Source organism: Streptomyces sp. NPDC001970 (assembly GCF_053594115.1).
Genome location: NZ_JBSFDW010000002.1, coordinates 367,848 through 380,352 on the forward strand (window position 1 = coordinate 367,848; position 12,505 = coordinate 380,352).

Here is a 12,505-nt window from a genome sequence, read left to right on the forward strand (position 1 = left end):
ACCGTGCTGACCGCCGAAGAGGTCCTCCTGGGCATCGCCCTGACGGTGGTGCTGGCCACCGGTTCGCAGATCGTGGCGAGCAAGCTGCGCGTCCCCGCGCTGATCCTGCTGCTGCCGGTCGGCTTCACCGCAGGTGCCCTGACCGACGTCATCAACCCCCACGAGCTGGCGGGTCAGAACTTCTCCGCCTTGGTGTCGCTGTCCGTCGCGGTGATTCTCTACGACGCCGGCCTCGGGCTCGACCTGCGCCGTCTCACCGGCCGAACCCGCGGGATCGTGGGCAGGCTGCTGCTGCTCGGCGTGCTCCTCACCTTCCTGGTCATCTGCGCCGTCGGCCCTGCGCTGTTCGACGCGTCGCTCAAGATGGCGGCGATGCTCGGTGTGATCCTCGTCGTGTCGGGCCCGACGGTCGTGGGGCCGCTGCTCGAGTACGTACGACCGACGGACAGGGTGCGGCGCATCCTGATCTGGGAGGGGACGCTGATCGACCCGATCGGCGGCATTCTCGGCGCCATCGTCTTTCACGCCGTCTCCCAGACGGGCCGCGTCGACGTCGGCAAGGGATACCAGCTGGGCCAGTTCTTGATCAGCCTGGCCATCGGCCTGGTGGGCGGGGTCGTGGGAGTCGCGTTGCTGTGGCTGACGCTGCGCACCCTCCGGCTCGGCGAAACGCTCGGCACACTGGCGCAGCTCGCCACGGTGATCGCCGTGTCGGCGGGCTGCGACATCGTCCGTGACGACACGGGACTCATCGCAGCGATCGTCACGGGGCTGGCCGTCACCAACATCCGCGGCTTCGACATGCCCGCCCGCCGCCCGTTCTTCGAAACGCTGGTCCAGCTGATCATCGGGCTGCTCTTCATCTCCATCTCGTCCACCGTCACCCCGGCGTCCGTGGTGCCCGTGCTCATTCCCGCGCTCGTCCTCATCGCGGTCCTCGTCCTGGTGGTCCGGCCGCTCGTGGTCCTTGCCGCCACCCACGGCTCGGGCCTGACCGGCGGGGAACGGGCCTTCATCGGATGGATGGCTCCGCGCGGCATCGTGGCGGCCTCCACGGCATCGGTCTTCGCCGCGTCCCTTGTCGACGAAGGGCTGAAGGGCGCCTCAAAGATCCTTCCGGTCACCTTCCTGGTGATCGTGGGAACGGTCCTGCTCTACGCGCTCACCGCGGCGCCCGTGGCCCGGCGGCTGGGGGTCGCCAGACCGGCGCGTACGAGGCCCCTGCTGGTGGGAGGCGACACGTGGGTGATCGGCCTCGGTCTGGCACTGAAGTCCGCGGGTCTCGATGTGCTCATGTGGGCGGGGCTCGACGAGCAGCGGGACCGGGTCAGAGACGCCGGTCTGGAGCTCGCGAAGGGCGACATGCTGGCGACGGCCACCAACCCCAGGGCGCGGCTGGAGGGCGTCTCGGCCGTGTTCCTCTGCACCGACGACGACGACTTCAACGCGCTCGCCTCGGTGATGGTCCAGGACAACGTCGAGGGCCCGGTCTACCGGGTCGGGCCCCCGCACGACAGCTACGGCGTCGTCGCCCCCTACACGGGCGGCGACATCCTGTTCGGCCGGGCCCTGGTCCGGCACCGGCTGGCGGCCCGGTACACGCAGGGTGCGCGCTTCGTGGTGATGCCCGCGGACCAGGCCCCGTCGGCGGGGTACGACCTGCTGTTCGTGGTGCGGGCCGACGGCCGCCTCGACCCGGTGACCGAGGCCGAGGCGGCCGTGCCGGGCCCGGGTGACATGGTCGTCCTGCTGGGCCCGGCTCCCGCCGAGCGGACGGGGACGGTCAAGGCCGGGCTGTGAAACCGGTCGCCGGGACGCCCGGAGGCCGGGCGCGATGACGGTCCGGGGAGATGACGGTTCAGAGATTGGACTCGGCAGAGCCCCGGGGCACCGCCGTCCCGTTCGCCCGGGCCCGGTTCAGCTCCCCGTCCAGGGTGAGGGCCGTGTCGATGAACGCGAGATGGGTGAAGGCCTGGGGGAAATTGCCGAGCTGGCGTCCGGTCAGGTCGATCTCCTCCGAGTACAGACCCAGATGGTTGGCGTAGGTGAGCATCTTCTCCAGGACGAGCCTCGCCTCGTTCAGTCTGCCCGCCCGTGCGAGTGCGTCGACATAGATGAACGTGCACAGGGAGAACGTGCCTTCGGAGCCGCGCAGGCCGTCGGGCGACGCCTCGGGGTTGTAGCGGTAGACCAGACTGTCGTTCACCAGCCGCTCGTCCATGGCCTTCAGAGTGGAGACCCACATCGGATCGTCCGGGGTGATGAAGCCGACGGTGGACATCCGCAGCAGTGACGAGTCGAGCACCTGGCTGCCGTAGTGCTGGACGAACGACTGCCGTTCCGGGTCCCAGCCCCGAGTCAGCACCTGCTCGTAGATCTTGTCGCGCTCGGTGCTCCAGCGGGCGAGCCTGGAAGGGCGGCCGCTCGCCGCGGCGAGCCGCAGCGCCCGGTCGAAGGCGACCCACGACATGACGCGGCCGTACGTGAAGTCCTGGCGCCCGCCCCGGGTCTCCCACAGGCCTTCCTCGGGCTGGTCCCAGTGGTCGCTGAGCCAGTCGAGGAGCGTGCGCAGGGATGTCCAGCCGCGGTGGTCCAGCTGGATGCCTCGCTGATGGGCGAAGAAGATGCTGTCCAGCGCCTCGCCGTAGATGTCGAGCTGAAGCTGATTGGCTGCCCCGTTGCCGATGCGCACGGGACTGGAACCCGCATAGCCCTCCCAGTGGTCGAGGGTCTCCTCGACCAGGTCGGAGGAGCCGTCGACCCGGTACATGATGTTGAGCGGCCCCGAGTCGCCGTCGCAGCCCGCCTTCTCGTGGACCCGGTCGCGCAGCCAGCCGATGAACGCCACCGCCTCCTCGGTGAAGCCGAGCCCCAGCAGGGCGTAGATGGAGAAGGAGGCGTCGCGGATCCAGGTGAAGCGGTAGTCCCAGTTGCGCTCGCCGCCCAGCTGCTCGGGCAGCCCTGTGGTCGGCGCCGCCACCAGTGCGCCGCTCGGCGCGTAGGTCATCAGCTTCAGTGTCACCGCCGAGCGTTCGACGGCCTCGCGCCAGCGGCCGGAGTAGTGGGACTGACCCAGCCAGTTGCGCCAGAACTGCACGGTTCCGTCGAAGAGTTCCATGAACTCGGCGTGCGGGATGTGCCGCGGCGGGCCGTCGGCGAACGACTCCAGGACGACGCCCCGCTCCTGGCCGGCCTGCAGGGTCAGGGTGAAGTGCATGTCGTGGTCGCCCAGGTCCTGGGGGACCAGACGCACGTCCTCGGGCTCGCGGACCGCGTGGACGGTCAGCTCCAGCTCGTCCGTGACGAACACCGCCCCCCGCTCGGTGTAGCGCAGCTCGTGCGGGGTGCGGCCGTAGTTGAACCGCGGAGCGATGTCCACCTGGAAGGTGAGGCTGCCGCGTACGCAGCGCAGCAGACGGACCAGACGGTGGCGCCGTGTGGCCGTCGCCCCGGTCACCGGCATGAAGTCGATGACCTCACCGGCACCTGCCTCGGTCATGAAGCGGGTGACCAGGACCGCGGTGTCGGGAAGGTACAACTGCTTGGTGGCGTACGTCTTGTCCACCGGGGCGACCTTGAAGTGCCCGCCCTTCTCGCTGTCCAGCAGGGACCCGAAGATGCTCGGCGAGTCGAAGCGCGGCGAGCAGTACCAGTCGATCGTTCCTTGGGTGGTGACCAGCGCCGCGCTCTGCAGATCACCGATCAGTCCGTGGTCCTCGATGAGGGGGTAGTCGCCCATCCCGAACCCCTTTCGCCTGGGTCTGCGGGCAGATGCCGCTCCATTAGCTTAGGCATTCGCGGCATTTAGGGCTTTTCGGGAAAATTCGTGCACCGCGGAGAACGGGCCTACCGTGGAGACGACCCTGCACACCAGGTGAGAACCCGGGGGCGCACACGATGATGTCCTGGGCGACGGCCTTCCGGATGCGGCAGTACGCGAAAGCGAGCCTCTGGATCGTCCCGCTGTTCGGGATCATCCTCGGCACGTTCCTCGCGGATGCCGTGGTGTGGCTCGACGACAGGGTGCGGATGCCCACGGACTGGCAGTACTCCGCGTCGACCGCGAGCAGCGTTCTCAGTTCGATCGTCGGAGCGATGGTCGCCCTTCTCGGCTTCGTCGTGACCATCGGCGTCCTCGTCGTCCAGCAGGCCACGGGAACGCTGTCACCGCGCTACATGCGGCTCTGGTACCGGGACCGGCTGCAGAAGGCCGTGCTCGCCACCTTCACCGGAACGTTCGCCTTCGCCTTCTCGCTGCTGCGCCGCATCGAGACGGACTTCGTGCCCGATCTCGGTGTCACGCTGGCGGGAGTGGCCGTCGCCGCGAGTCTGTTGCTCCTCCTGATCTATCTCAACCGTTTCATCCACAACCTCAGACCGGTGGCCATCGCCGACCTCGTGTCACGCGCGGGGCAGCGGCTGATCGAGCGTGGGGCGACGCTGGTCGGCAGCGGGACGGTCCGTGCCGGGAGCCCGGTCGCACCCCTGAGCGGCGGACCGGTGACCCTGGTCCGCACCGAGCGGGGCGGTGCGCTTCAGGGCGTCAACGCCGTGCGGCTGGCGGCCGTCGCCGAGCATCACGACTGCGTCGTGGTGCTCACCCACCGGGTGGGCGACTCCGTACCACCCGGCGGCGCGCTGCTCGAGGTCCACGGAGCGGCGCCGCCCGACCCACGGGCCCTGACCGGGCTCGTGGCGCTGGGTGTCGAGCGGACCATCGAGCAGGACCCCGCCTTCGCCCTGCGCATCCTCGTCGACGTCGCGATCAGGGCGCTCTCACCGGCCGTGAACGACCCCACGACCGCCGTACAGCTCCTCAACCACATCGACGCGTTCCTGCACGCCCTCGGCAAGGCCGAGCTCCACCGCCGCTACGCCCTCCAGGACAGCCATGGCCGGCCCCGGCTCGTGGTGCCCGGCAGGTCCTGGGAGGATTTCCTGCAGCTGGCCGTGACCGAGATCCGCGAGTGCGGCGCGACCTCCCTCCAGATCTGCCGACGGCTCCGGGCCCTGCTGGAGGGCCTCCTCGCCGCCCTGCCCGAGCCGCGCCTGCCTGCCGTGCGGGAGGAGCTGAAGCTCCTGGACCAGTCGGTGGCGCGCTCGTTCACCGACCCCGCCCGGCTGGCGATCGCCCTGACTCCCGACAGCCAGGGCATCGGAGGCGGGGCCGGCGACTCCCTCGTGTGAGCTCGACGGCCATCGGGTCCGGGCGCCCTTCCTGCACGTCCCTCCCTCGCACGGACCCGCCGGTGTGCCCGGATGGCACAATCGGGCACGGCGGGCGCCGTCCGCCTCCGCTGATCCGGATCGCCGACCACCACCCGCAGGGACACCGTGAGCACGTACCGTGACTTCGCACACCGAGGCTCCGCCCGCGGCACCGTCCTGCGGACCATCGGGACCCGAGAGCGGCGCTCCCACCTCACCGCGCCCCGTGTGCCGACCGTCGGCATCGACATCGGCGGTACGAAGGTGATGGCCGGCGTCGTCGACGCCGACGGGATCATCCTGGAGAAGGTCCGCACCGAGACCCCTGACAAGTCCAAGAGCCCCAAGGTCGTCGAGGACACCATCGTCGAACTGGTCCTGGACCTCTCCGACCGGCACGATGTGCACGCCGTCGGCATCGGCGCGGCCGGCTGGGTCGACGCGGACCGCTCCAAGGTGCTCTTCGCGCCCCACCTCGCCTGGCGCAACGAACCGCTGCGCGACTCGCTGCAGAACCGTCTCGCCGTCCCCGTCATGGTCGACAACGACGCGAACACCGCCGCTTGGGCCGAGTGGCGCTTCGGTGCGGGCCGCGGCGAGGACCATCTCGTCATGATCACGCTCGGGACCGGCATCGGCGGCGCGATCCTGGAGGGCGGGCAGGTCAAGCGGGGCAAGTACGGCGTCGCCGGAGAGTTCGGCCATATGCAGGTGGTGCCCGGCGGGCACCGCTGCCCCTGCGGCAACCGCGGCTGCTGGGAGCAGTACAGCTCCGGCAACGCCCTGGTCCGTGAGGCCCGTGAGCTGGCGGCCGCGGACTCCCCGGTCGCGTACAACATCATCGAGCGGGTCAAGGGCAACGTCCCGGACATCACCGGCCCGCTGATCACCGAGCTGGCCCGCGAGGGCGACGCGATGTGCGTCGAGCTGCTCGAGGACATCGGCCAGTGGCTCGGTGTGGGCATCGCCAACCTCGCCGCGGCCCTCGACCCCTCCTGCTTCGTCATCGGCGGCGGCGTCAGCGCCGCCGACGATCTGCTGATCGGACCCGCCAGGGACTCCTTCCGCCGCCATCTGACCGGCCGCGGCTACCGGCCCGAGGCCCGTATCGCCAAGGCCCAGCTCGGGCCGGAGGCCGGTATGGTCGGCGCCGCCGACCTCGCGCGGCTGGTCGCCCGGCGCTTCCGGCGCGCCAACCGGCGCCGCCTCGAGCGGCACGAGAGATTCGAGCGGGTTGCCCAGGCCCTCCGCAACTCGGGCGGCATCGGCAGTATCAGCAGCAACGGCAGTACCAGCAACGGCAGCAGCGGCAGCCACGGCGACACCGGAGACTCCGCCCGCACCAGCCCTCAGGAACCCTCCTCATGACCCTGCCCCGACAGACCACCCGCCCGGAAGGCACTCCCCGCACCGACGGGACCACCCGGACCGCGGTGGCCGTCCGTCCGGACGAGACCGTGCGTCCGCCGGAGGACCGGCGCCACATGATCTGGCGCCGCTGGCTGACCGCGACCGTCATCGTGCTGCTCATCGGCATCCCGGCCGGCTATCTGGTGATCTCCGCGGAGCAGAGCCGCGACAGCGGCCGGGACAAGGAGCGGGAGTCGTCGGCCACCGGTCTGCGGGAGAACTGGCCGTCGAAGATGAAGCGCCGCGTCTTCGAGGTGCCCATCCCGGCGAAGTCGACCGAGGTCGCCTACTACGAGACCTCCAACTGGAAGTCCAGCCGCCTCTACGTCACCTTCCGGACCACAGCCGCGGGCCTGGACCTCTTCCTCGAGAAGGCAGGCACCAGCCGCTCCGCACTGAAGACGGGCGAGGTCACCATCGGCGAGCGCGACGCGTCCACCGCCGGATGGTCCTTCGGCGCCGAGCCGCTCTGGGCGGGCACCACGCACCGGCAGAAGGGCCCCAGGCCGACCCAGCACATCACGGTCGATCTGACCGATCCGTCCGCGCCCAAGGTGTTCGTCGTCTCCACGGCGACCCCCTGATTCCGGAGCGCATGCCTCCGCTCACTACTGTGGAGCGGGTGAGTGACACGCAGATGCCTACGCCCTCGAAGACCCTGCAGTACCGGATCGACGGCCCGGACGACGCTCCCGTTCTCGTCCTCGGGCCCTCGCTCGGCACCACCTGGCACAGGTCATAGCGGCTGTCCAGGGGTGTCCGGCCGCCGAGGTCGGCCCGGAACCTGTCACCCGGGATGGCGGCGCGCTGTATGCCTCGACACCTCCCGTGACATCGCCGAACCGGACCGGCCCATCGAGCTGCGCTGGCGGAGCCTGCGGGACAGTCTGCTCGCCCATGACGCCGACCAGGCAACCGTCGATGCCATCGCCGACGTCATCGGCACCGACAGCGACGTGGCCGGACGACACCCATCGGCGCCGGTGGCCGTCAGCCAGTCGACGCCGGGCGTCTGGATTCCCTGGCTGCCCGCGACCTGGTCCAACCAAACGCCATCAGCAGCGTTTCCGGGCCGCGCACGAAGGCGCTGACCCGCGAAGGCCGACCGGCGCGAGCGGGCAGGCCCAAGGCGGCGTTGTCGTGCACCTCCGGGCCCACCTGAGTGATTCCGGTATGCCGGCGGGGACCTGCCCAACGTGCCGCCGGAGGTTCGATGCGCCAGCTCGGTAATGTCCAAGAGCGGCGGCCGCCGACCCGCCCGGTTGTCCATGCAGTAACGAGGAGCTGATCAGTCATGGCCGTGTGCGAGGTCTGCCACAACGACTACGAGATGGCGTTCGAGGTGCGTGCCGCGGGAGCCGTCCACGTCTTCGACAGCATCGAGTGTGCAGCGCAGAAGATTGCACCGATCTGCTTCAACTGCCAGTGCCGCATCCTCGGCCATGGGCTTCAAGCGGACGGGCAGTTCTTCTGCTGCGCGCACTGCGCTCGCCAGAGTGGCGTCGCGCAACTCGTGGATCACGCCTGAGGGTGCCACCTGGGCCGGCTGAAATCAACGCTTCTCACTCGAGGACCTGATCCAAGAGATGGGCCATGCAACGGATTCGGCGGCATCGGCGCTTGCCGATGTGATTACCGAGTGGTTGGCCGCCGTCGAGCTGGAACGGGTGGTCCTCCTCGGCGGGACTATCGGGTGTCAGGTGTCCGTCGATGCCGCCGTGCGACATCCGGACCGCATCGCCGGGTTGGTGCGGGTGGGGCCGACCGATGACCCTCCCGCGGCTTCGTCCGGCAGCTGCTGCGTGGATGCGCAACTCGTCCCAGGAGCCGCCGCAGTGTTCGCCGCAGTCTGCAGCGCGTGCGGGGACGACGAAGAAGAAGGCCGTATCCCCGCAGTCTCTACCGAGCGGGGCTCCCAGACACAGCAGGGCAATCGAGCTCCTGTTTCCTTGGGCCGGTGACCTGGTGAAATTCGCGGCCTCACCGCCAGGCGTGCGGCCCGCCCGTGGTTGAGGGCTCCACCATCGATTCACCAGGGACGGACGGAGTACCGATGGCGCAGGACCAGCAGGAAGCCGTGCCGGCCGAGCCGGTGACCAACAAGCGCATCAGCGCCGGCGTCAGGATCATGGGGTGGCTGACGACCACGGATCACAAGGTCATCGGCAACCTCTACATGGTCACTGCGTTTGGGTTCTTCCTGCTGGCCGGGCTGATGGCCATGGTCATGCGAGCGGAGCTGGCCCGGCCTGGCATGCAGGTCGTCAGTGCCGAGCAGTACAACCAGCTCTTCACGATCCACGGCACGGTCATGATGCTGCTGTTCGCCACTCCGATGTTTGCCGGCTTCGCGAACGCCATCATGCCGCTGCAGATCGGCTCGCCCGACGTCGCCTTCCCCCGCCTCAATGCGCTTACCTACTGGCTCTTTCTCTTCGGCGGGATCATCGTGGTGTCCGGGTTTGTCGTCCCGGGCGGCGCGGCCGACTTCGGCTGGTTCGCCTACGCCCCGCTGAACGGCTCCGTCTTCTCACCCGGCGCCGGGGGAGACCTCTGGACCATGGGCTTGGTGCTGTCCGGGATCAGCACGACGCTCGGATCCGTCAACTTCATCACCACGATCGTCTGTCTGCGGGCGCCGGGAATGACGATGTTCCGGATGCCGATCTTCACCTGGAACATCCTCTTCACCTCGATCCTCGCGCTGCTCGCGTTCCCGGTGCTCGCCGCCGCGCTGCTCGCCCTCGAAGCCGACCGGAAGTTCGGGGCCCATATCTACGACTCCGCCAACGGCGGTGCCTTGCTGTGGCAGCACATGTTCTGGTTCTTCGGCCATCCCGAGGTCTATATCGTCGCGTTGCCCTTTTTCGGGGTGGTGAGTGAGATCATTCCCGCGTTCAGCCGGAAGCCGATGTTCGGATATTTCGGCATGGTCATGGCCACGATCGCCATCACCATGCTCTCGGCGGTCGTCTGGGCCCATCACATGTTCGCGACAGGAGCAGTCCTCCTGCCGTTTTTCTCCGCCATGTCGTTCATCATCGCCGTGCCCACCGGTGTCAAGTTCTTCAACTGGATCGGCACCATGCGAAACGGCAGCCTGTCCTTCGAGACACCCATGCTCTGGGCGGTGGGCTTCCTCGTCACATTTCTTCTCGGCGGCCTCAGCGGTGTACTGATCGCCTCGCCCCCGATGGACTTCCACCTCACAGACTCGTACTTCATCGTCGCCCATCTCCATTACGTCCTCTTCGGGACGGTGGTCTTCGCGATGTTCGGCGGATTCTATTTCTGGTGGCCGAAGTGGACGGGACGTATGCTCGACGAGCGCCTGGGGCGTATCCACTTCTGGACCTTGTTCTTCGGCTTTCAGATGACCTTCCTGGTCCATCACTGGCTTGGGGAGTCCGGCATGCCCCGGCGTTACGCCGACTATCTCGCCGCGGACGGCTTCACCCTCCTCAACACGATCTCGTCCATCGGCTCCTTTCTGCTGGGCCTGTCGACACTGCCGTTCCTGTACAACGTGTGGCGCACCAGCCGTTATGCGCCGAAGGTCAGGGTGGACGACCCCTGGGGGTACGGCCGCTCATTGGAGTGGGCAACCTCCTGTCCACCCCCGAGGCACAACTTCCGGGCTCTGCCGCGCGTGCGCTCCGACTCGCCGGCCTTCGACCTCAACCACCCGGAGGCGCTTGAGAAGCCGCGCCTGGGCCGAGGCGCCACATCCACTCCGGACACTCCAGGGGAGATCAGCGAATGAAGACCGAGGCCATCGTCTTCGCCGGGGTCGCGGGATTCTTTCTCGTGACCGATGTTCTCTACGCCGTGTGGTCCCGGGATCCGGCCGGTACGGCGGCGCTCACCGTCTCCCACCTCATGGCGTTGCTGATCACGTTCTTCTTCGCCACCAACTATCGGCGAAAGGGGCTCCGCCCCGAGGACCGCAAGGACGGGAACATCAGTGACCGGTCCGGTCCGGTGGACTTCTTCGCTCCCAACAGCGTCTGGCCGCTGTTCACCGCTGCGGGAATGACCTTGGCCGCCCTTGGGATCGTGTTCGGTCTGTGGCTCTTCCTCATCGGGCTGGGCGTGCTGCTCGGCGGGGTGTTCGGAATGGTCTTCCAGTACGCCCGCCCGCACGACTGAGCCGCCAACAGCCCGAGGATGCATCACTCCTGGCGCTCGACGACCGGCTCGGGCGGCGCCGTCCGTTCCGCGATCACGGACCTCTGCCCGTCCGTGGCGGGCAGCTCCACGACGTCCTCGTAATACCAGCCGCTCAGCACAGTCCGCAGCCGCCGCCGACGCGAGACCGGACCCTCAGCGGGGAGCTCCAGCGGCTCGGGCACATCGCGCATCAGGATGCGGTAGCGGGCGCCCGGAGTCAGGGCACGGTGGCCTTCCGAGAGACTTCCGTATGCCGACTGGGTCACCTGCCCGGTCTCCTCGCCCTCGGTCAGCCGTTGGCCGTCCCGCATCTGAAGGGCGAGGCAGAGCCGCTTGGTGACCGCGAAGGCCAGGACCGGAGCGACGATCAACGCGATCCTGAGGATCCAGGTAGTGGCCTCGATCGAGATCCGGAACGAGAACGCGACGACGTCGTTGCCGCCAGCGACCAGAAGAACGGCGTAGAAGACGACGGCCGCCACGCCCAACCCCGTACGGGTCGGGCGGTTGCGCGGCCGGTCGCACAGATGGTGTTCCTTGCGGTCGCCCGTCACCCACTTCTCGAAGAAGGGATAGAGGAACAGCACCATGAAGACGACTCCGGGCAGCACGACCGCCGGAATGAACACATTCCACATGATGGTGTGGCCCGCCACATTGGTCTCCCACGGCGGCATCAGCCGCAGCGCGCCTTCCAGGAATCCGACATACCAGTCCGGCTGAGCGCCGACGGACACCTGATCGGCGCGGTAAGGGCCGTACTTCCATACGGGGTTGACCTGGGCGAGCCCGCCCATCAAGGCCAGCACACCGAAGATCAAGAGGAAGAAGCCGGTGGTCTTCGCGGAGAACTGAGGGAACGCCGGCGAACCGACGACGTTCTTGTTGGTCTTCCCCTGCGCCGCCCAATGAGTGTGCTTCAAATAGACGATCAGAACGAGATGGGCGGTGATCAGCGCCAGGATCAAGCCGGGCAAGAGCAGGATGTGCAGGACGTACAAGCGTGGGATGACGATATTTCCCGGAAACTGCCCGCCAAAGACGAACAGCTCCAGATACGTGCCGACGAGTGGGATCGATCCCACGATGGTGGCCGCCGTCCTCAGGCCGGTCCCGGACAGGAGATCGTCGGGCAGCGAGTAGCCCGCGAAACCTTCGACGAGCGCGAGCATGAACAGCGTCACGCCCACGATCCAGTTGGCCTCCCGCGGCTTACGGAAGGCGCCGGTGAAGAAGATCCGCAGCATATGGACCGCGATCGCGGCCACGAACACCAGCGCCGCCCAGTGATGGATCTGACGGATCAGCAGGCCTCCCCGCACCTCAAAGCTGATGTTGAGGGTCGTGGTGTAGGCCTGGGTCATTCTCTCACCCTGAAGGGGCGCATACGCGCCGGTATAGACGCTCTCCATCATGCTCGGGTCGAAGAACAAGGTGAGATACACGCCCGTGAGCAGCAGCACCACAAAGGAGTAGAGCGCGATCTCACCAAGGAGGAACGACCAGTGATCGGGAAAGGCCTTGCGCAACAACTGCGTGGCGAGCTCACTGACGGGCAGTCGCCCGTCCACCGCCGTGTACCCGCCTTTCGCCGCCTGCCCTGCCCGGGCCCTGAGCTCCGCCCTGCGCTTCCGAGGGGGCATGCATCACACTCCCGTCGATCCCCTGCTCGGAATATGGGTAACCCATTGCCCGACGAGATTACGCAGCAGCGCGG

The 12,505-nt window shown here is 68.1% G+C and carries 9 protein-coding genes; 7 read left to right on the plus strand and 2 right to left on the minus strand.

What is annotated here, in order from left to right; genetic code table 11:
* Positions 1–6 precede the first annotated feature (6 nt).
* Complete coding sequence (locus ACWCP0_RS04140) at positions 7–1,800, plus strand: cation:proton antiporter (protein WP_451077386.1); 1,794 nt, start codon at positions 7–9, stop codon at positions 1,798–1,800.
* 58 nt (positions 1,801–1,858) lie between these two features.
* On the opposite strand, the gene ACWCP0_RS04145 is transcribed toward ACWCP0_RS04140, so the two are convergent.
* Positions 1,859–3,739, minus strand: coding sequence for a glycoside hydrolase family 15 protein (locus ACWCP0_RS04145; protein WP_451077291.1), 1,881 nt, complete (start codon positions 3,737–3,739; stop codon positions 1,859–1,861).
* 158 nt (positions 3,740–3,897) lie between these two features.
* Here ACWCP0_RS04145 and ACWCP0_RS04150 point away from each other — a divergent pair, with 158 nt between their 5' ends.
* The 6 genes from ACWCP0_RS04150 to ctaF all read left to right on the plus strand — a co-directional run bounded on the left by ACWCP0_RS04150 (position 3,898) and on the right by ctaF (position 10,767).
* Positions 3,898–5,187: a DUF2254 domain-containing protein gene (locus ACWCP0_RS04150; protein ID WP_451077292.1), complete on the plus strand. Its 1,290-nt coding sequence runs from the start codon at positions 3,898–3,900 to the stop codon at positions 5,185–5,187.
* A 147-nt stretch (positions 5,188–5,334) separates the two neighbouring features.
* Positions 5,335–6,576: an ROK family glucokinase gene (locus ACWCP0_RS04155; RefSeq protein ID WP_451077293.1), complete on the plus strand. Its 1,242-nt coding sequence runs from the start codon at positions 5,335–5,337 to the stop codon at positions 6,574–6,576.
* 116 nt (positions 6,577–6,692) lie between these two features.
* A complete protein-coding gene (locus tag ACWCP0_RS04160) occupies positions 6,693–7,202 on the plus strand; it encodes a hypothetical protein (protein ID WP_451077387.1) in 510 nt (169 codons plus the stop codon).
* A 710-nt stretch (positions 7,203–7,912) separates the two neighbouring features.
* Positions 7,913–8,146, plus strand: a complete 234-nt coding sequence (locus tag ACWCP0_RS04165) for a hypothetical protein (RefSeq protein ID WP_451077294.1) — start codon at positions 7,913–7,915, stop codon at positions 8,144–8,146.
* A gap of 525 nt (positions 8,147–8,671) precedes the next feature.
* Positions 8,672–10,381, plus strand: a complete 1,710-nt coding sequence (gene ctaD, locus ACWCP0_RS04170; RefSeq protein ID WP_451077295.1) for an aa3-type cytochrome oxidase subunit I — start codon at positions 8,672–8,674, stop codon at positions 10,379–10,381.
* Complete coding sequence (ctaF, locus tag ACWCP0_RS04175) at positions 10,378–10,767, plus strand: aa3-type cytochrome oxidase subunit IV (RefSeq protein ID WP_451077296.1); 390 nt, start codon at positions 10,378–10,380, stop codon at positions 10,765–10,767. Before ctaD ends, ctaF begins: the two co-directional genes overlap by 4 nt.
* A 23-nt stretch (positions 10,768–10,790) precedes the next feature.
* On the opposite strand, the gene qcrB is transcribed toward ctaF, so the two are convergent.
* On the minus strand, positions 10,791–12,431 hold the full coding sequence (gene qcrB, locus ACWCP0_RS04180; RefSeq protein WP_451077297.1) for a cytochrome bc1 complex cytochrome b subunit: 1,641 nt from the start codon (positions 12,429–12,431) through the stop codon (positions 10,791–10,793).
* Positions 12,432–12,505 lie beyond the last annotated feature (74 nt).